The sequence below is a fragment of the Methanofollis sp. W23 genome, from assembly GCF_017875325.1.
GTDB lineage: Archaea > Halobacteriota > Methanomicrobia > Methanomicrobiales > Methanofollaceae > Methanofollis.
The window spans coordinates 1,086,429-1,104,768 of sequence record NZ_JAGGMN010000001.1 but is presented as its reverse complement, the minus strand read 5'-3'; the positions used below and the strand labels follow the sequence as shown (position 1 = coordinate 1,104,768).

Genomic DNA, 18,340 nt, shown 5'->3' with positions numbered 1-18,340 from the left:
CTACATGGCCCGCAGAACCCCGAGCTCACGAGGATCTGATCTGGTCGGCCGGGACCGAGAGGACGAAGCGTACTCCCTCGCCAGGCACTCCCTCCTCCCTGATCTCAATCCCGGTGGTGCCCAGGATCTGGCGGGCAAGGTGGAGCCCGAGCCCGGTGTTCTTCCCGTGCCCGAGGTCAAAGATCTTTTTCTTCTCCTCAGTCGGGATCCCGCACCCATTGTCCTCGTACACGATCTCTGAGCTCTTGACCCTCACCCGCACCTCGGTCACTCCTCCTCCGTGCCGCCGCGAGTTCTCGATGAGGATATAGAAGACGCGGTCGAAGAGGGGGTCGGCAAGGACGCGGGCGCCCCCGGTCCTGGTCTGGAACGCAAAGTTCTGGACATCGGTCCCAAGGTACGACCGCGCCGAGACGATCACGGCATCAAGGTCCTGCCATACTGGCGTCGCCGTCCCGAGGTGCTGGACCTTGCGGGAGAACTCGAGATGTTTCTTGATCATCTCTGCAGCGTTCATCGATTTCTGGAGATATGCCTCGACCTCTGGCTCGTGCGTGGTGCAGGCCGCAATATCGATGCATCCCATCATATAGGTGAGGAGGTTCACCTGCTCGTGGCGGGTAAGACTGGCGACCAGATTGTGCATCCTGTCCCGCTGGACAAGGCCGTCCATGACACTCTTGATCCCGCTGATATCGACCACCACCCCCCGCGTCCCGGCCACCCCCCCGTCCCTGGTCACTGAGACCGAGGAGATGATCACCGGGACCGTGCTCCCGTCTCTCCTCTGGAGGGTGTATTCACGACACCCTGGAGACCTGCCGGTCCTTGGTGGGAGTCTCTCCTCAGGGAGGTCGACGAGGTCGTAGGCGTTGAGCCCCTTCGTGAGATCTTCCTCAGTGAACCCGAATTCAAGGAGGCCGTATCTGTTTGCATAGGTGATGACGCCCCTCTCGTCGGTCTCGAAGAATGCCAGCGGGAAATGGTCGAGGAGAGAGATGAGGTCGTCACGCGTATCAGAGGCGTGCTGGATGGAGACCGCGTCCGCCCTGACAAGGCTTACCCATATGCCTTTTTCTGCGGGGGTGAAGACGGGCAGGACATGGAACCGGTGTCTGTTCCGGTCGAAGGCGGTATAAAGCGACGGGGGCGAGGCCACGTCATGGACCGCCCTGGCATATTCCTTCGCGAACCGTTCTCTCTCATCAGGGGCGAAAAGATCGGTGATGGGCCGTCCGGCGGCGCACTGGCCAGGAAGGCAGAAGATGTCCCGCCCCCTCAGGTTCATGGACTGGATCATGCCCATGGGGTCGACCAGACAGAGAGTCTGGGGGAATCTGTCGAGAAGGGATGGCACTTCCTGGAGGAGGGGGGGTTCATGGAGCATTGAAGTACAATAACATCGAGAGATATATAGCTTTTTCATAATTGTTCTATGAATTATAGTATATACTATAACAAATCATGGCGATGAAATAGATTACGCAGTGTGATAGCAAATCTTCTACTTTAATCGTCCTTGTTCCTTGATATTCCTTGTGATCTGGGCGTTCTTTTATATGTACGCGTTTTCCCCTGGCATAAAGAGCATTAAAAGATGGTACAGTCCTCATCAGGCCGGACGTAGGAAGGAAGAGTGGATGGTCTGTCTCCCCGTCCTCCACTGATCGCGAGGGTGTGCAGGGAGTGAGGTTCCAGTGAAAGAAGACCTCTGATCTTCTGTGAATCATGGGCCCCATCCCCAGATCCCACGCGGATGAAGATTGGCAGAGGATTGTGTCCCGTCTTCATGGTTTTTTTCTCTGTCTTCACGGTGCAATCGTAGTCCTGGGGGGAGGCGACGAATGCATGAGTGTGCGACGAAAATGCAGGGATCTCGGCTCTGTAGAAATCCTCTTGATGAATCTCCTGGCGGGGGGCGTGGCCGCCCCCCGAACCCCCCGCGCCACGATAGGTCGAGGACAGCAGCACTCTCTTTATGGTCATCGATTCTGCCTTCCCGACCCTATCTTCATCCCGGGGGTCCGGGCGGCCCTCACCCCCGGCCAAAGAGGTAGGAAGGCGGGGGGGAGAGTTTTAGGATGCCCTCATAAAGAAGGAAGTGCCTTCCCTGACTTTTCTACAGAACTGCTCTTCGAGGTGCGAGCGAAAGCGGGTTTGAGAACGCAAGAGATCATAATTTTTCGGTGAGAGAAAGATCTCAGGTCTTCTCCTCTCCCGAATTTCACTTTCACCCCGCGCCCGGGTCATCCTTTTCCTTTCCCATGAAAAGTAGAGAGTAATGTCTCGTGCCGCAGAGGTCGCGGCCCTCACCAGGGCGGCGCGCTTTGATCGCTGTGTCCCTGACCCTGTTCTCCCTGGGACCGCAGTCGCCTCGGGAGGGTGCCGGCGGATGATGAAGGTGCTCCTCCACGGGCGGTGTGCGTACGACTGCGCCTACTGTGGGGTGCGGACATGCCGGGAGGACTGCTCCCTCTCGCCGGCAGACCTCGCCGATCTCTTCCTGCGGATGTGGCGCGAGGGGCGGGCCGACGGGCTTTTTCTCTCGTCAGGGATCCCGCGCGGGGTCGACGAGGCGATGGAGGGGATCGTCGAGACCGGGGAGATTCTGCGCCGGCGCGGCTACGAGGGCTACCTCCACCTCAAGGTGCTTCCCGGTGCGGCGCGGGCCGACATCACCGATCTCGCCAGGGTGGCCGACCGGATCTCCATCAACATCGAGGCGCCCTCGGCCTCGCGGCTCTCAGAACTCGCAGGGGTGAAGGACTACCGGCAGGACATCGAGAAGAGGCAGGCCTGGGTCGCCGACGCCATGCCAGGGCGGCACACCACCCAGGTTGTCGTCGGGGCGGCCGGCGAGAGCGACGCCGAGGTTCTGGAGTGCATGGCCAGGCAATACCAACGCCTGGCCCCGGCGAGGATCTACTACTCAGGCTTCACCCCCCTTCCCGGCACCCTGCTCGCCTCCCACGCCCCCACCCCGCTCTGGCGGCAGAACCGGCTCTACCAGGCCGACGCCCTGCTCAGACTCTACCACTTCACCGCCGACGAGGTGGCAGGGGTGCTGGATGAGGAGGGGTTCTTGCAGAATGCCGACCCCAAACGCCTCCTTGCCGGGGGGAGGCCGCGGGTGGACGTCAACCATGCCCCCCTCGCCGACCTCCTCAGGGTGCCTGGCATCGGCCCGAAGAATGCCCGCCGGGTGCTTGCCGCACGGGAGAAAGCCCCTCTCAGGTCTGAGCGCGACCTCAGGGCATGCGGCGTGCGCGGGAGAGGGGTCGGGCGCTACGTCGCCTTCGGGGACGGCGATGTGCAGAGCGGGATCTTTGAGTTTTGATGGGGGGCTGATGAGTTTGATTTCAGATCTTCTCTCGTCCGGTTTTGATCCTCTATTCAGAGGTTCTTCACCCCTGACACGATGGTGTGAGAAAGCGTGATGATCCGGCGTGCCGCCCCCAATTGCAGAAACTTCTCCGTCGTCTCGCGCCGGTGGGGTGCACCCCCCGGACCCCCCACGGACGAAGATGGCCGAGGGGCGGCGATGGAATGATCCTTCCCTGTCGTGATGAAAGGGATCCCTCAATATCTCGAAACGTTGATCAAAGCGATTTTCATCCCGTATGCTTGAGCCCAAAGCTCATGCTCAATTCTACAAAGCCGAAAAAAGATGATCACGAAGAGGGGGCAGGGGTTTTCAGTCTCCCGCCGTCCCGCACCCTTCACTTATACTCGCGCTTCGAGTACGAATACTTCTCAGAGTCCCCGCCCCGCACCACGATATAGATCCACTCCCAGAGGGACTTGAGCGTCCCGAACTGGTCGTAGCGGCGCATGTCGAAGGCGACGCGCAGCGACGGGTCGAGGTAGACCTTCCCGACCTCCCTGGTGCGGCGTGCGATCTCCAGGTCGTCGCCGGCGTCGATGCACTGGTACATCCCGACCTCGATGAAGACCTCGCGGCGGAAGGCGGTGTTGCACCCGAGGGTGTAGTAGATCGTGTGCGTCCACGAACCGAGGCGGGAGAAGAAGTTGGCCAGGGCAAGGGAGATGGAATGTTTGAGGTTCTTCTCCTTGGGATGCACCAGGCCGTAGACCTGGACGACGTCCGTGTGGCGGGCAAAGTCTTCCTCGATCCGCTCCAGCCAGTCAGGCGGGATGATGCAGTCGGCGTCGGTCGTGGCGACGATCTCGCCCTTCGCCGCCTTCGCTCCGTCGTTCCGGGCGCCGCCGACCTTTTTGCTTGTCTGGAGAAAGACCTGGTCGGCATATTTGGCGGCGATCTCGCGGGTTTTGTCCTTGGACCCGCCGTCGACGACGATGAGTTCGTAGCCCTCCCTTGGGAGAGTCTGGTTGCAGAGCGACGCAAGACAGGCGGCGATGTTCGCCTCTTCGTTATAGGTGGGGATTACCACTGAGATCATGAAACTATCAACTCCTGGTAGAGGTCAATGTGAAGGGCCGCAACCCTCCGGATATCAAATTGTTCTGAGAAATCCCTGGCACGAGCGGCATGGGCGCTCAGGAGGGCGTCGTCTCTGAGATACTCGCTGGCCCCGGCAAGGTCGTCGAAGTAGAGGACGGCGTCCTTGAAGAGCCCGGTGAACTCCGGGATATTGCGGGCGACGACCGGCAGGCCGCTGGCAAGCGCTTCCAGGATGACGAGCCCGAAGGTCTCGGCAAAACTTGGCATGAAGAAGAGGTCGGCGCCGCAGTAGGCGGCGGCGATGTCGTCGACGAACCCGGTGAAGAGGATGTTCTCCCCGCACCGGCGCTTCTCATCCTCGATCTGGCTGCGACTTTTTGAAAACTTTCCGTACGGGTATCCTCCGACCCAGACAAATCTGGTGTCCGGGTGCTCGCGTGCGAGGGCGAAGAAGTCGAAGATACCTTTCCGCGGGGTCTGCTGGGCGACGGTGAGCACCACCTGTTCGTCCTCGCCGATCCCGTAGGCCTCGCGGAAGCCCGCCCGCTTACCTGCGTCGGGCCTGAACCGCTCCCTGTCCACCCCGTTCGGGATGAGCGTGGTCGGGACGTCGGGGGCGAACGTGTGTACCTCCTCCTCGCAGCACGGCGAGACGGTGATGATGTGGTCGAAGCTCTGGTAGATCCCGGGATAGAGACGGTTGACGCTATCAGAGAAGGTGAGGTTGCCGGCATTGAGCCGCGGCGTCGAGTGGGCGGTGAGCACGCTGACGGCGCTGCCTATCTGCTTGTGGGCAAGAGCGAGGGGGCCGAAGGTGTGGTAATGGACGAGGTCGAAGTCACGGCCATGGGCATTCCATGAGACCTCTGGGCCGTCCTCCGTGTCCTCGATCGCCCGGTACAGACTCCTTGCCAGCGTCGAGCATCCGATGTACTTGAAAAAGAGCATGTCCTCGACGAAGAAGTCAACTTTCATGAACACTCCTCAAGTAATACTATCCAGGTCCACGCTCATATCAGGGTGCCGGTGTACCCCGCCCGGATCACCGGCTGGTCAACTCCTCGTAGAGCCTGACATGGAGGTCTGAGATCCTCCTGATGTCGTAGCGTTCGGTGAAGGGTCTGGAGAGGGCGGCGTGCCGGGCGAGGAGTGCGGTGTCCTCGATGAGTGTTCCGGCCTCTGCAATATCGTCGAAGTAGAGGGCGGCATCGCCGAAGTTCCCGGTGAACTCAGGGATCTTGCGGGCGACGACCGGCAGGCCGGTGGCAAGTGCTTCCAGGATGACCATCGGGAGGCCCTCGGCGAAACTCGGCATGAAGAAGAGGTCGGCGCCACAGTAGGCGGCGGCGATGTCGTCGACGAACCCGGTGAAGAGGACGTTCTCCCCGCACGTACTCTTCTCCTCCTCGATCTGGTGGTGGTCTTTTGAGAACCTACCGTATGGGAACCCGCCGACCCAGACAAATCTTGTGTCCGGGTGCTCGCGGGCGAGGGCGAGGAAGTCGTAGATGCCTTTCCGCGGGGTCTGCTGGGCGACGGTGATCACCACCTGTTCGTCCTCGCCGATCCCGTAGGCCTCGCGGAAACTCGCACGCTTCTCTGCGTCGGGTCTGAACCGCTCCCTGTTCACCCCGTTCGGGATGAGCGTGGTCGGGACGTCGGGGGCGAATTCGCGCACCTCCTCCTCGCAGAGCGGCGAGATGGTGACGATGTGGTCAAAGCCCTCATAGATCCTTGGGTAGAAGGTGTTGACCGTGTCGGAGAAGGCGAGGTTGCCGGCATTGAGCCTCGGCGTCGAGTGGGCGGTGAGCACCTTCACCGCTCCGCTCAGCCGTTTGTTTGCGAGGGCGAGAGGGCCGAAGGTGTGGTAGTGGACGAGGTCGAAGTCGCGGCCATGGGCGTTCCAGGAGACCTCGGGGCCGTCGTTGCCGTCGGCGAGCGCCCGGTACAGGGTCTTTGCCAGGGTGGCGCAGCCGATGTACTTGAAAAAGAGCATGTCCTCGACAAAAAAGTTGACTTTCATGGGAGAGCCTTCACGAACTCAAGGACATGACGGATGCACCCGTCCATATTAAGATACTCAAACTCTGAGAACCGACCGACGAGATCGATCCCGAGGGCTTCGCAGTACTCCCTGACAATTTTAATATTTTTCAGGTAGGCGAGGTCGTAGATGACATAGGCATATTTCTGGCGTTCGACCGAGGTGGTGAGCACCTGGTCACGGGAGGTGATGACTCCCATCTCCATGAGGCCGTCGAGGGTGGAGGCGACGAGGTCGGCGTCGGAGAGGGCGGCGGTGGGGTCGCCGTCGCGGTAGGTCACCTCGGCGAGGACCGAACTGCACCCCTCGGGGGCGTTGGTGTCGCTGTAGCCTGAGGGGAAGGAGATTCTGTTGAAGGGTCCGAGTTCCTCCTGCGGGACATAGACCCAGGAGTACGGCGGGACGTCGCCCTTCAGCCCGACGCAGACGCAGGCGACCGAGTTGTACTTGAGGCCCCCGCAGGCCTCGGCCACGTCAGACGGGACGCCGTCCAGGGCCGGGAGGAGGGCCTGGAGGGGGATGGTGGAGACGCACCGGTCGGCGACGACCTCCTCGGTGCCGTCTGAGATCACCCAGCGCTCGCCCTCGCGCCTGACCGACCTGACCACAAACCCGGTCCTGATGGCGTCCTCGACCGGGGCGGCGACGGCCTTCACCATCGCCTCGATCCCGCCCTCCTGCGGATACGAGAAGACCGACTGGTGGGTGTAGCCCTCGGTCTCGATCCCGACCGCCGACCTGACCACGTCCTCCACCGGTGGGCGAGGCACGCGCCCGTCCATCCAGTGGGCCGACATCTCCTCTGGCGGGAACTTCCAGATCTTTCGGTTGTACGGGAGCATGTAGCATGCCGCGATCCCCTCGCCGAAGGTGGTGCGGATCCACTCGCCAAAGTTCTCAGGGGGTTTCACCTCGCCCTTCTCGGCGGCGATGAGCGCCTTGATGAACTCGTTGATGCAGAAGAAGAGGTCGTCCTTCGGGAGGTCGGCAAGCCCGTTCTCGAAGGGGTACTTCACGTACCGGCCCTTGTAGAAGATCTTCGTCTTTCTCTGCCGTTCGGTCCGGTTCTCCCCGAGCGCTTCCTTCATGAGGGAGAGGACCTCGGTATCTCTTGAAAATATAATGTGCGACCCGCCGGTGTCGAAGGTGAAGCCGTCGATGACCTTCGAGCGGCAGAGCCCGCCGTACCCGGACTCTGCTTCAAGGACGATCACGTCTTCGCCCTGCTGGCGCAGCAGTCGCGCCAGCGTCACCCCGGTCAGTCCGCCGCCTAATATCGCCGTTTTCACGGTGTAATAGGTTTGTGGAGGATTCATTTATGGTTGTTGATATTCCGGTCCAGGCCGGGTGCGGGGGTGCAGGATGGACTGATCGTTCTGGGGTGAGCAAGACGATCTTTTACACGGTCAGGCCACCCGTTTATCTCGATGAGTGGATAGATTGATCGATATATATATTTGCGCAAAAAAGACTTCCTCTATCATGAAAACCCCTGGAAAACGTACCTCGACCCTGCTTATCGCCCTCGTCCTCCCCCTCGCCTTCATGGGTTCCTTGCTGGTGCTGATGTGCAGCGTTTCCAGCGTCCCTGAACTGATAGCCGCACTGGTGTTCATCGGCGGGGTGCTCATCGCCGTGGCCCTCGGCGCCGTTGCGAGTGGAAAAGGAGCGAAGGCGCAATGGATCGCGGTCTCATTCGTCGTCGGCGCCCTCCTCTGCGTCGTGATCGTTTTTGGGATCAGTCTCAGTCTTGCCTGGCACGAGCACCGTCCAGGCCTCGTCTCCTACCATGTCTCGGTCACCGGCCTGGAAGGAGGGAGCGGCGAAGGGTCCACCACGCTCCTCGTCCCTGTCCCGATGAAGGACGGCGAGATCGTCATCCCACCGTCAAGGCTTGTGAACCAGACCTTTGAGAACTGGACGACGGCCCTGGTCGAAACAGAGGACGGGACGATGCTGGCATTCCAGCACCAACACACGAATCTGACAGATATTCAAGGCGACTTCTATGTACCTGAGGAAAATATAACCGACACGAAACGTCTCCCTGAAGAATATCTTTCCCCGGTCCTGGAAACGATCAGTGACGGCTGCTACACCACGGTGATCTATGTGGACGAGGGGATCAGGCCACCGGGAAATTTGACCGTGGACCTCAGACTGAGCGCAGGGGGTGGTCTCTATCATGGAATGTTCGAGCAGATGTACCGCACAGAGGTCCAGGAAACTGTGCCGCCAGGGACTGCCGGGCGGATCGTCGTGACGGCGGAAGTTGGAGAGTACAGGCCGCGGGGACCGTGAGAGAGGGAGTGGTGGAGAGCAGGAGGCGGCATTCTTTTTGATCTCCGGCTTTGTAGAAACTCTCTTGATGATGTTCTGTGGCGGGGGGGCGTGCCGCCCCCGGTCCCCCCACGGAGAGAGGATATGCAGGGGCGGCATAATGCTCGATTTCTATTCGCTCATCAAACGCAAAAAGAAGGATCAAGGATCGATCCATCCTCACACTGGGGAGTTACAAGAATGTTCATCACGTATGCCTGAACCCGAAGTTCATGCCCGATTACTATGAAAATGATCCAGAAGACCATCACTCCAAGATTGCATGGCGATTTGAATCCACCAAACATCTTCTAGACGGATACGCAGAGGACAGATGCCCCGTCTGAACGATTCTCCCTTCTGCCTTCCCCGCCCAATCGCAATCCCGGGGGTCCGGGGGCAGCGCCCCCGGCACGAAGATGTGGGAAGGCGTGATAGAATGATCAGACGTGCCGCCCCGATCATAGAATCTTCCCCGCTGTCTCGCGCCGGGGGGTTGCACCCCCGGACCCCCCCACGGACAGAAGATAGGTGGGGGCGGCGATGGAACACGATCCCCCCTGATTATCTTCTCTTGAAAAGAGAGAGAGCACGTGACGAGAAATTTTCATCTCGTATGCTTGAGCCAGGGGTTCATGCCGAATTCTACAGAACCAATTTTACAGAACGTCCCGCGGTCCCGTCAGTACCTCTGCTTGTGGAGAAGAGAGAGGCCCGGAAAATCCATCCCCTCACTTCAGGTACCGCGAATAACTCTCCAGCGTATAGACCGCCGCGAGGGGGTTGTGGCCGAGCAGACGGTCCTTGACGGCGAGGACGGTGCAGGGAGCCTCTGCATATTTCATGAAGAGGGAGTCGTGCCCGACGCAGAGGCCAAGCATGATGTTGAACTCGGTCTCTGCGGCATTGAGGAGCATGGCCTGGAAGATGGGGTTGCAGATCTGCTCCTCGGTGCCGGGCGCCACCTTCTCCTCGTCAGAGATGCCGAGGCTCTCCTTCGGGACGCGGCCCGCCTTGCAGACCACCGAGACCACCTCAAAACCCCGGCTTCGGAAGAAACGTTCCACCACCGACGCCTCCTTTGCAAGCCCGGTGCAGAAGGCGAGGCCGAGGCGGCGGTAGCCCATCTTCCCGGCAAACTCGGCCGTTTCTTCAAGCCGGCACTTCACCGGCCTGAGCCGCTCGTACCCCTCCTCCTTCTGTCCATACCCCTCGCCCTCCTGGACCGCCGCCGCCCTTGCGAAGGCGGCCACCGCCGGACGACAGTACTCCTCCTTCGCCGCGGCCAGGAGATCGGCCTGCCCCTTGGTCGGGCATCCGGGGATCGATTTTCCGTCTTTGTTCCTGCAGAGCTGCTCGTTTTTTTTGATCCCGCATCTGGCACATGCAGGGTAGTCTCTTTCCATGGATCACTCCTGGGAGGCCGGAGAAAAAAAGGCTGTGGAGAAATATTCTGGGATGCTCTTGTTGTGGGGGAGACCGGTTTTCCGATCTTAAACAACCTCTTCACGATCGACCCTCTCTGCCTTCCCTGCCCTATCTTCATCCCGGGGGTCCGGGGGCAGAGCCCCCGCGAGGGTGTGGGAAGGCACACCGATCAGCCGGGCCGCCCTCAATAGCAGAACCTTCACCACAATCTCGCGCCGGGGGGTTTCACCCCCTGGACCCCCACGAACGAAGATAGCCGGGGGGCGGCGATGAAGTAGTGGTCCTATGTGGTGTTCTGCTCCAATTTTTGGGAAGGCGTGACGATCCGACGTGCCGCCCACAGAGAGCAGAAAGAATGGTTCCTTGCTCTCTCATGCCGGGGGGAGACCCCCCACGACGAAGATAGGGGTGGGGCGGCAGCATGCTCCTGAACGACACCGTACTTCAGAACTTTCGTCCCCTCACCTATCAGGGCGAGCGGAGTTTTGGAATGACCTCTTAAAAAAAATGATCCAGTAACAGGAAATTTTCACCCTGTATGCCTGAGGCACGCTCTCGACTCATGCCCGATTCAACAGAACAAAAAAAGGGCTCTGTAGAAATCCTCACCTCTTCTCAATGCAAGCGTGACGATTGGGCCGGGAAGGCACCATCAATGACCCTGAAGAGGGGATTGCCGCCCGCTGCCTATCTTCACGTGGGGGGTTCGGGGGGCGGCGAGCCCCCCGTCGAAGAGAATCGTCACAATAATTCCTAAAAAGCCAAAAAGAGAGAGAGATTGCGCCAGTCCGTTCACCTGAGATGGATGAACTTGCCGGTCAGCGTGGCGTCGAGCACTTTTGTATCGGTCTTGTGTGTCGCCATGCTCACGACGACCATCGTGGCCGCCGAGAGGAGGAAGGCATACAGGCTGAAGTGGAAGGGCATCTTGTCGATCACATAGTACCAGTAGCCAAGCGCCCCGCCTGAGACCAGGCCGACGAGCATCGAGGCGATGGCACCCTCTCTGGTCGCACCCCGCCAGTACAGCCCTGCAAGGAGGGGCACCGCAAAGGTCGCAAGCATGATCCCGATCCCTGACCACATCAGCCACGCAAGCATCTCGGGCGGATTGATCGCAAGCAGGAGCGTCCCGCCGGCGGCGAGCACGACCGCCACCCTGGAGACCGTGAGCACCTCTCTGTCGCTGGCCGCGGGCCTGAAGATATTCTTCCAGACATCCCAGGCAAACATCGAACCCACCGTGAGCATCAACCGGTCGGTCGTCGACATCACGGCGGCGAGCACGATCACCGCAAAGAACGACCAGACCCAGAGGTTGGGCATGGCGTACTCAAGCCCGGAGATGAAGATGTAGTCCTGGGCATTGGGGACGTTCGGGAGGGCGATGCTCCCGTCTTCGACGAGCACCCGGCCCGCAAACCCGGCAAACTTCATCAGGAGCATCACGACCGCGTAGACCGCGAAGGCGATGAGCGGCGACCACTTGAAGTAGCGCTCCTCCTTGGCCGCCAGCACGTTGTTGACGACGTGCGGGGCGCAGGCAAGCCCTACGGTGAGCATCAGCCCGAACGAGAGGAGGAACTCGGGCGTGAAGGTCATCCCCTCGGTGAGGTAGGGCTGGACAAAAGTCGGGTCGATCCCGGCCATCACCTCGTTGATATGGGCCATGCCGCCGGCCTTCATGATCAGAAGCGGGGCGATCGCGAGCACTCCCACGATGAGGAGCCCGCCCTGGATCACCGTCGTCCACGAGACGGCGTACAGCCCGCCGACCACCGTGTAGGCGGTGATGATGACGCCCGAAATGATCAGCGCCTGCCAGTGCGGGATCTCAAAGAGCCAGACGAGCACGATGGAGATCGCCGTGTACTGCCCGACCAGGTAGATGAGGGAGACGACGATCCCGGCCACCGCCGAGATCCCTCGCATGGCCTTCGGACTCTCGAAACGATCGGCAAAATAATCTTCGACTGTCAGGTAGTGGTTCTTCTTCCCGATCCGGTGGAGTTTGACGCCGAAGACGATGATACAGAACGAGGCGGCGAGCGGGACGAAGAGTTGCTCCCAGATGGAGGGCCACCCGGTGGTGAAGCCGAGTCCGCTCACGCCAAGCAAGGTCATCCCTGAGCAGATGGAGGAGACCATCAGGATGGTGAAGACCCAGAACCCGAGCGATCGTCCGGCGACGATATAGTCCTCGGTGTTGTGGATCTTGCCCGAGGCCCAGGCGCCGATGGCGATGAGGGCCAGGAAGTAGACGCCGATGATCGCCGCCGTGACCGGTTCGATCATACGGTGTCCTCTTTGAAGACGAACGCCCAGAGGGTGAGCATGACGGTGACCGCAATGAAGGCGGTGCTGACGATGGCAAGTGTCTCGAATGGAAGCCCGATCATAGTACTATGCTAACGTGTGTCATGCCAGCATATAACATGATCGGTCTGAGCGGCTTCCAGGCCCGTGAATGTGAAATGAAGGGGGGTGAAAGAGCGGGTGCGGCGGGCAGTGCGCAAAATGGGGTAACCGATGGAGACTCCAACAAAAAATCGATACCCGGCTCTGGAAAGTCGCTCATGACGCAGACACACATCTCACATCTATGGAAAGAATGTTCCTCGTCGTTTGATCTCTCTTTTTCAGGACTGGAAAATCGGTGGAGATCTGGTTCAGTTCGCCGCCCCTCCGGGATGAAAAGAACCAGGAAGACAGAACTGACAAAGAGGTCATCCCAACGCTCTCCCACCCTCCCCCGCTCAGAAGATAGCGATAGATATAGTGAGGAACCCCTCCTCTTTTCGGTGTGCCCCCATGCATTCATGCCTTCCCACGCCACCACGCCCCCCGGTGAAGGATAGGGCGTCGCACTCCAGGAAGGAAGGCCTTCAGTTCAAGACGATGATCAGACCTCAGGGAGTTTTAGGATATACTCAAAGAGAAAGAGGATGGTGCCGTCCCCAGTTCGACTCTGCCGCAGGGGATCCAGAGGATCTCTACACACCCGAATCTTTCATTTTCAGAGGATCCGTATCAGATACCACAATGCAAGGAAGAGAAGAAGGACGAGAGCGGCGATCCTGACCCCCCGATAGACCGGAACCGACGGTTTTGCCTCAACGCCCTCCTCTCCTGGCGACATGGGGAGGGCGTCCTCTGACTCGACGACGAAGGATCCGGTGTAGCCGCATCGTTTGCAGCGGTACGTCATGCCGGCATACCCGCCGAGCACCTGATAGAGATCGGTGCTCCCGCACCGCGGACACCTGAGCATGGAAGCACTTTACCTCGACCTGACATCAACGTTCCGTCGCCCAAAGGTTGAAACCTCCATAGCGACCATGAGGGATGATCATCCATGGGAGCGACGCTCGTCGAGAAGATTTTCTCTTCCCGGTGCGGCCGGGAGGTACAGGCAGGCGAGGTGGTGATGGCCTCGGTGGACAGGGCAATGATCCACGACATCACCGGCCCCCTCGCCGTCAGAGTGTTCAGAGAGATGGGTGGAGAGGAGGTCTTCGACCCCGCACGGATCGTGATGCTCTTCGACCACCAGGTCCCGGCCGACTCGGTGCAGGCGGCCGAGAATCAGCAGTTCATGCGGGACTTCGCCCGCGAGCAGGGGATCCACAACTACGACCTCCGCGAGGGCGTCTGTCACCAGGTGCTCATGGAGAAGGGGCACGCCGCCCCGGGCGAGATCGTCGTCGGGTCAGACTCGCACACCTGCACCTACGGGGCCGCAGGGGCGTTTGCGACCGGCATCGGTTCGACCGACATGGGCTTTGTCCTCAAGTTCGGCGCCCTCTACTTCAGGGTGCCTGAATCGATCAGGGTCGAGGTCGACGGCGCCTTCGCCCCCCGTGTCGGGGCAAAAGACCTCATCCTCTCCATCGCCGGCGACATCGGCGCGGGCGGCGCCACCTACCAGGCCCTCGAGTTCTCTGGCGAGACCATAGAGGCGATGCCGATGGCCGGGCGGATGACCTGTTGCAACATGGCCATCGAGATGGGGGCAAAGGCCGGGATCGTCCCGCCCGACGCCGTCACCCGCGAATATCTACGGGCCAGGCGCCCCGGTGCGGAGATCGCCGATCTCGCCCCTGACCAGGACGCCGTCTATGCCGACCGGCGGAGGTACGACGTCACCGACCTCGCCCCGCAGGTCGCGGTCCCCCACAACGTGGACCATGTCGTCGAGGTCGACGAGGTCGCCGGGACTCGGATCGACCAGGTCTTCATCGGCTCGTGCACGAACGGACGCTACGAGGACTTCGTCGAGGCCGCCGAAGTGCTCGGCGACCGAAGATTCTCCGACGAGGTGCGGGTGATCGTCGTCCCGGCCTCGAAGGAAGAGTACCTCAAGACGCTCAGGGCCGGACTGGTCGAGCGGTTCGTCGAGGCGGGTGCGCTCGTCGAGGCGCCGTGTTGCGGCCCGTGCATGGGTGGGGCCTTCGGACTCCTCGCCCCCGGCGAGGTCTCGCTCTCCACCTCGAACCGCAACTTCAGGGGACGGCAGGGGAGCACCAGGGCAGAGGTTTACCTCTGCTCCCCGGCGACGGCGGCGGCGAGTGCGGTCACCGGCATGATCACCGACCCGAGGGAGGTGTGAAGGATGCGGATCTGGAAGTTTGGCGACGACATCGATACCGACGCGATCATCCCAGGACGGTTCCTCACCGAGTACGAACCCAAAAAACTCGCCGAGCACGTCTTCGAGGGGACGAGGGACGACTGCAGGGCCGGGGTGTGCTCTGGCGACATCATCGTCGCGGGCAAGAACTTCGGGTGCGGCTCCTCCCGCGAGCACGCCCCCCTCGCCCTCCTCGGTGCAGGGGTCAGGATCGTCGTGGCTGAGTCCTTTGCCAGGATCTTCTACCGCAACGCCGTCAACACCGGGCTCCTCCCCCTCGTCTGCTCCGACACCGGGGGGCTTCTCGAAGGCCACGAGGCGACGGTCGACCTTGCAGAGGGATGCGTCGAGTCAGACGGCGCCAGGTATCCAGTCGAACCGGTGCCGCCCTTCATGCAGGCGATCATCGATGCCGGCGGACTGGTCGAATATGCAAAAGCGATGAAAGAGGTGGAAATATGTACAGGCTCGCAGCGATAGGCGGCGACGGCATCGGCCCTGAGATCCTCGACGAGGGAAAGAAGGTCCTCGACGCCGCAGGAGAGAACTACGGGTTTGACATCGACTGGACCGAGTTTGAGATCGGCGCCGAGCGCTACCTGGAGACCGGCGACCTGGTCACCGAAGACGAACTCAAAGAACTCTCACGGTATCCGGCGATCTATTTTGGGGCCATCGGCGACGAGCGCGTGAGCCCCGGCATCCTGGAGAAGGGGATCCTCCTGAAGATGCGGTTTTACTTTGACGAGTACGTGAACCTCAGGCCGATCCGTCTCCTGCACGGGATCCAGACCCCGCTTGCCGGGAAAAGACCCGAGGATATCGACTTTGTCGTGGTGCGGGAGAACACTGAGGACTTCTATGTCGGGATCGGGTCGCGCTTCAGGCACCAGGAGACCACAGAACTCGAGGTCGTCAGAGATCTCTACTCGGTGAAGTTCGGCCTCGACGTCGAGAGCGATGCCGAGGAGATCGCCTACCAGATCGGGGTGCTCTCGCGCGAGGGGTGCCGGCGGGTGATGGAGTACGCCTTCGATCTTGCCGAGAGGCGGCAGAGGCGGGTGGCCTCGGTCGACAAGGCAAACGTTCTCTCAGACGTCTACGGGCTCTGGCGCGAGGTCTTCAGCGAGGTCGCAGGTCGCCATCCTGGCGTGACCACCGAGTTCACCTTCGTCGACGCCGTCACGATGTGGTTTGTCAAGAACCCTGAGTGGTTCGATGTCGTGGTCACCCCGAATATGTTTGGCGACATCGTCACCGATCTCGGGGCGATGATCCAGGGCGGGCTCGGGCTTGCGCCGGGAGGAAACATCAATCCGACGGGCACCTCGATGTTCGAGCCCATCCATGGGTCGGCGCCGAAGTATCGGGGGCTCGGCGTCGCCAACCCCATCGCCACCATCTGGGCCGGCGCCCTCCTCCTCGACCACCTCGGCGAGCACGAGGCGGCTGAAGGAGTGGTGGAGGCGATCGAGGGGACGATCAGGGACGGCGTGGTGACCCGCGACCTCGGCGGGACGGCAAAGACTGCAGACGTCGGCGACCACATCGCGACGCTGGTCCAGGGGTAGAGTGTAATGAGGTCGGGTCGCATTGAAAGGTGTACCCGGGCATTTTTCAGCGCGCGCTACCCCAACGCCACGTCAAGCACCATCATCACCACAAACCCGGCAAGCACCCCCAGGGTCGCAAGCCCTGGACTCCCCTGCGCTTCAGGGATCACCTCTGCTGCCACGACAAAGATCATCGCCCCGGCAGCGAAGGCGAGGGCGTAGGGCAGGACCGGTGCGGCGACGATGACCGCCGCCGCCCCGAAGACTGCAGCCGCCGGTTCGACGACGCCGGAGAGCTGGCCGTACCAGAAACTTCGCAGGCGCGAGAACCCCTCGCGCCTGAGAGGCATCGAGACCGCCATCCCCTCAGGGAAGTTCTGGAGCCCGATCCCGACGGCGAGTCCGACCGCCCCGGCCAGGGTTGCCGAGGGATGTGCGGCGGCCAGGGCGCCAAAGCCCACCCCCACCGCCAGGCCCTCTGGGATGTTGTGGACAGTCACCGCAAGGATGAGCATGAGACTGCTCCGCCGCATCCCCGGCCCGCGGCTGCCAGAACCTCTCTCTGAGGTGTCAGGGTGAAGATAGGGGAGCAGCGCCTCGGTCACCCACATCGCCAGGCCCCCTGCAAGGAACCCGGCGGCAGGCGGGAGCCAGACCGGCACCGAAAGTCCGGCCGAGAGTTCGACCGCCGGGGCCAGGAGCGACCAGTAACTTGCGGCGATCATCACCCCGGCAGCAAACCCGAGCATGAGGTCGAGCACCCGCCGCTCCACCCCCCGCGTGAAAAAAACTGTGCCCGCCCCGAGGGCGGTGAGCCCCCAGGTGAAGCACCCGGCAAGAAAGGCCTGCCAGACCGGCCCAAGGCTCTCCAGCAGGGCCATCATCTGCATCAGATCTCAGCGCATGAACTTTGAGACGAAAGGCGAGGTCTCCCCTCTCCTGAGGAAATGCCCTGACGGCCCCTCGCCCAGGAACTCGGAGAACCAGGACTCGTGCTCCACCTCCTCGTTGAGGATCGCCAGTGCCAGGTCATAGGTGCGGTGGTCCTTGCCCGCGGTGTAGGTGCAGATCTCGGTATACCCACGGACCGCACACCGCTCTGCCTCGACGAGGACGGTGAGCATTGCGGTGACATCGGACGGGTCTGGCGGGAGCCTCGCCGGAGGGCAGGCCGAGATGGTGTGAAACGCCACCATGTCGTCGGGAAGTTTCCCGCCGAGTTCGTAGATCCGCGGGACCAGCGCCTCGAAGTGGTTCCTGTCCTCGATCCGTGCGGTCTCTGCGATCTCCTTGATCGTCTCTCCCTCCAGCCCGATGAGGTTGGCCCGCAGGATGGTGTAATAATAAAAGGTGGTCAGTTCGGCCGCGGCGTTTTTGACCAGCATCTCCAGCAGTTTGTCGACGTCGATCCCCGTCGCCTCGACCATTTCCCGTGCAACTTTTGCCACTCGATTTCCCCCATGTCCCGGGTGGGACGTGAGGTGAAGACGCGGCCGCGGGATATATGGGTTGCGCCCCCTCACCCCCGACGCCGGGCCATGGAGACGAGGGCCAGCGCGGCCAGGACGGCGGCAACTGGGGCAGGGACCTTCGTCGTCGATGCTGGTTCCCGGGTGTGTTCATAGATAAAGAGCATGACAGAACACCCCTTACTCCAGACGATGCAGTCGCCTGAGATGAGATCATCGCTCATGGAACGAGAGCCAGAAGAACAGACGATCATCTTCTCTCCTGTCACAAGGTCGAAGAGATAGGTGTCGGCGTCCGGGACGTCGCTCTCCCTGAAAACATACTCGGTCCAGACCACCAGGTCGCCTGAGATCGAGGGGCCGCTCTTCATGGCCGACGAATTCGCGAGCACGCACTCGCAACCGGTCGTGATATTGTAGAGATAGACGTCGTCATTCCCATGGCGCCGGTCGGTCCAGACGATCCGGTCGCCC

General features: G+C 61.3%; 17 protein-coding genes. 6 read left to right on the top strand and 11 right to left on the bottom strand.

The window, feature by feature from the left end; genetic code table 11:
- Nucleotides 1–25: 25 nt before the first annotated feature.
- The gene (locus tag J2129_RS04590) at nucleotides 26–1,426 is read right to left on the bottom strand and encodes an ATP-binding protein (protein ID WP_209629744.1); all 1,401 of its coding nucleotides are present in this window, start codon (nucleotides 1,424–1,426) and stop codon (nucleotides 26–28) included.
- 855 nt (nucleotides 1,427–2,281) lie between these two features.
- On the opposite strand from J2129_RS04590, the gene J2129_RS04585 reads away from it, so the two are divergent.
- The gene (locus tag J2129_RS04585) at nucleotides 2,282–3,337 is read left to right on the top strand and encodes a radical SAM protein (RefSeq protein WP_209629743.1); all 1,056 of its coding nucleotides are present in this window, start codon (nucleotides 2,282–2,284) and stop codon (nucleotides 3,335–3,337) included.
- Nucleotides 3,338–3,719: 382 nt separating this feature from the next.
- Here J2129_RS04585 and J2129_RS04580 read toward each other — a convergent pair whose 3' ends face one another.
- The 4 genes from J2129_RS04580 to J2129_RS04565 form a co-directional block, all read right to left on the bottom strand.
- Nucleotides 3,720–4,421, bottom strand: coding sequence for a glycosyltransferase (locus J2129_RS04580; protein WP_209629742.1), 702 nt, complete (start codon nucleotides 4,419–4,421; stop codon nucleotides 3,720–3,722).
- Nucleotides 4,418–5,398: a glycosyltransferase family 4 protein gene (locus J2129_RS04575; RefSeq protein ID WP_209629741.1), complete on the bottom strand. Its 981-nt coding sequence runs from the start codon at nucleotides 5,396–5,398 to the stop codon at nucleotides 4,418–4,420. Before J2129_RS04575 ends, J2129_RS04580 begins: the two co-directional genes overlap by 4 nt.
- A gap of 67 nt (nucleotides 5,399–5,465) precedes the next feature.
- Nucleotides 5,466–6,446: a glycosyltransferase family 4 protein gene (locus tag J2129_RS04570; RefSeq protein WP_209629740.1), complete on the bottom strand. Its 981-nt coding sequence runs from the start codon at nucleotides 6,444–6,446 to the stop codon at nucleotides 5,466–5,468.
- Nucleotides 6,443–7,783 carry an FAD-dependent oxidoreductase gene (locus J2129_RS04565; RefSeq protein ID WP_209629739.1) on the bottom strand — a complete coding sequence of 447 codons (1,341 nt, stop codon included), beginning with the start codon at nucleotides 7,781–7,783 and terminating at the stop codon, nucleotides 6,443–6,445. The genes J2129_RS04570 and J2129_RS04565 overlap by 4 nt, the downstream gene beginning before the upstream one ends.
- 2 nt (nucleotides 7,784–7,785) lie before the next feature.
- On the opposite strand from J2129_RS04565, the gene J2129_RS13140 reads away from it, so the two are divergent.
- Both J2129_RS13140 and J2129_RS04560 read left to right on the top strand, forming a co-directional pair.
- Nucleotides 7,786–7,911 (top strand): hypothetical protein, encoded by a 126-nt coding sequence (locus J2129_RS13140; RefSeq protein WP_281069794.1) that lies wholly within the window; start codon nucleotides 7,786–7,788, stop codon nucleotides 7,909–7,911.
- Nucleotides 7,912–7,949: 38 nt separating this feature from the next.
- A complete protein-coding gene (locus J2129_RS04560) occupies nucleotides 7,950–8,768 on the top strand; it encodes a hypothetical protein (RefSeq protein ID WP_209629738.1) in 819 nt (272 codons plus the stop codon).
- Between the two features lie 749 nt (nucleotides 8,769–9,517).
- On the opposite strand, the gene J2129_RS04555 is transcribed toward J2129_RS04560, so the two are convergent.
- From J2129_RS04555 to J2129_RS04545, 3 genes are all read right to left on the bottom strand, one after another.
- Nucleotides 9,518–10,192 carry a DUF1847 domain-containing protein gene (locus tag J2129_RS04555; RefSeq protein ID WP_209629737.1) on the bottom strand — a complete coding sequence of 225 codons (675 nt, stop codon included), beginning with the start codon at nucleotides 10,190–10,192 and terminating at the stop codon, nucleotides 9,518–9,520.
- 814 nt (nucleotides 10,193–11,006) lie between these two features.
- On the bottom strand, nucleotides 11,007–12,509 hold the full coding sequence (locus tag J2129_RS04550; protein ID WP_209629736.1) for a sodium:solute symporter family protein: 1,503 nt from the start codon (nucleotides 12,507–12,509) through the stop codon (nucleotides 11,007–11,009).
- Between the two features lie 721 nt (nucleotides 12,510–13,230).
- Nucleotides 13,231–13,485, bottom strand: a complete 255-nt coding sequence (locus J2129_RS04545) for a hypothetical protein (protein ID WP_209629735.1) — start codon at nucleotides 13,483–13,485, stop codon at nucleotides 13,231–13,233.
- Between the two features lie 84 nt (nucleotides 13,486–13,569).
- Here J2129_RS04545 and J2129_RS04540 point away from each other — a divergent pair, with 84 nt between their 5' ends.
- From J2129_RS04540 to J2129_RS04530, 3 genes are read left to right on the top strand one after another with little or no spacing between them, the layout of a single operon-like run.
- The gene (locus J2129_RS04540; protein WP_209629734.1) at nucleotides 13,570–14,823 is read left to right on the top strand and encodes a 3-isopropylmalate dehydratase large subunit; all 1,254 of its coding nucleotides are present in this window, start codon (nucleotides 13,570–13,572) and stop codon (nucleotides 14,821–14,823) included.
- Nucleotides 14,824–14,826: 3 nt separating this feature from the next.
- Nucleotides 14,827–15,324 carry a 3-isopropylmalate dehydratase gene (locus J2129_RS04535; protein ID WP_209629733.1) on the top strand — a complete coding sequence of 166 codons (498 nt, stop codon included), beginning with the start codon at nucleotides 14,827–14,829 and terminating at the stop codon, nucleotides 15,322–15,324.
- Nucleotides 15,303–16,415, top strand: coding sequence for an isocitrate/isopropylmalate dehydrogenase family protein (locus J2129_RS04530; protein WP_209629732.1), 1,113 nt, complete (start codon nucleotides 15,303–15,305; stop codon nucleotides 16,413–16,415). Before J2129_RS04535 ends, J2129_RS04530 begins: the two co-directional genes overlap by 22 nt.
- A gap of 56 nt (nucleotides 16,416–16,471) precedes the next feature.
- Here J2129_RS04530 and J2129_RS04525 read toward each other — a convergent pair whose 3' ends face one another.
- The 3 genes from J2129_RS04525 to J2129_RS04515 all read right to left on the bottom strand — a co-directional run bounded on the left by J2129_RS04525 (nucleotide 16,472) and on the right by J2129_RS04515 (nucleotide 18,258).
- Nucleotides 16,472–17,287: a ZIP family metal transporter gene (locus J2129_RS04525; RefSeq protein ID WP_245320623.1), complete on the bottom strand. Its 816-nt coding sequence runs from the start codon at nucleotides 17,285–17,287 to the stop codon at nucleotides 16,472–16,474.
- Nucleotides 17,288–17,293: 6 nt separating this feature from the next.
- A complete protein-coding gene (gene dps, locus J2129_RS04520; protein ID WP_209629731.1) occupies nucleotides 17,294–17,845 on the bottom strand; it encodes a DNA protection during starvation protein in 552 nt (183 codons plus the stop codon).
- 71 nt (nucleotides 17,846–17,916) lie between these two features.
- Complete coding sequence (locus J2129_RS04515; RefSeq protein WP_209629730.1) at nucleotides 17,917–18,258, bottom strand: hypothetical protein; 342 nt, start codon at nucleotides 18,256–18,258, stop codon at nucleotides 17,917–17,919.
- Between the last annotated feature and the right edge of the window lie 82 nt (nucleotides 18,259–18,340).

What these genes read in the sequence shown, in the direction of transcription:
- J2129_RS04590 (WP_209629744.1), bottom strand. Translation starts at nt 1,426, where the DNA reads ATGAAAAAGCTATATATCTCTCGATGTTATTGTACTTCAATGCTCCAT.
- J2129_RS04585 (WP_209629743.1), top strand. Translation starts at nt 2,282, where the DNA reads ATGTCTCGTGCCGCAGAGGTCGCGGCCCTCACCAGGGCGGCGCGCTTT.
- J2129_RS04580 (WP_209629742.1), bottom strand. Translation starts at nt 4,421, where the DNA reads ATGATCTCAGTGGTAATCCCCACCTATAACGAAGAGGCGAACATCGCC.
- J2129_RS04575 (WP_209629741.1), bottom strand. Translation starts at nt 5,398, where the DNA reads ATGAAAGTTGACTTCTTCGTCGAGGACATGCTCTTTTTCAAGTACATC.
- J2129_RS04570 (WP_209629740.1), bottom strand. Translation starts at nt 6,446, where the DNA reads ATGAAAGTCAACTTTTTTGTCGAGGACATGCTCTTTTTCAAGTACATC.
- J2129_RS04565 (WP_209629739.1), bottom strand. Translation starts at nt 7,783, where the DNA reads ATGAATCCTCCACAAACCTATTACACCGTGAAAACGGCGATATTAGGC.
- J2129_RS13140 (WP_281069794.1), top strand. Translation starts at nt 7,786, where the DNA reads ATGGTTGTTGATATTCCGGTCCAGGCCGGGTGCGGGGGTGCAGGATGG.
- J2129_RS04560 (WP_209629738.1), top strand. Translation starts at nt 7,950, where the DNA reads ATGAAAACCCCTGGAAAACGTACCTCGACCCTGCTTATCGCCCTCGTC.
- J2129_RS04555 (WP_209629737.1), bottom strand. Translation starts at nt 10,192, where the DNA reads ATGGAAAGAGACTACCCTGCATGTGCCAGATGCGGGATCAAAAAAAAC.
- J2129_RS04550 (WP_209629736.1), bottom strand. Translation starts at nt 12,509, where the DNA reads ATGATCGAACCGGTCACGGCGGCGATCATCGGCGTCTACTTCCTGGCC.
- J2129_RS04545 (WP_209629735.1), bottom strand. Translation starts at nt 13,485, where the DNA reads ATGCTCAGGTGTCCGCGGTGCGGGAGCACCGATCTCTATCAGGTGCTC.
- J2129_RS04540 (WP_209629734.1), top strand. Translation starts at nt 13,570, where the DNA reads ATGGGAGCGACGCTCGTCGAGAAGATTTTCTCTTCCCGGTGCGGCCGG.
- J2129_RS04535 (WP_209629733.1), top strand. Translation starts at nt 14,827, where the DNA reads ATGCGGATCTGGAAGTTTGGCGACGACATCGATACCGACGCGATCATC.
- J2129_RS04530 (WP_209629732.1), top strand. Translation starts at nt 15,303, where the DNA reads ATGTACAGGCTCGCAGCGATAGGCGGCGACGGCATCGGCCCTGAGATC.
- J2129_RS04525 (WP_245320623.1), bottom strand. Translation starts at nt 17,287, where the DNA reads ATGCAGATGATGGCCCTGCTGGAGAGCCTTGGGCCGGTCTGGCAGGCC.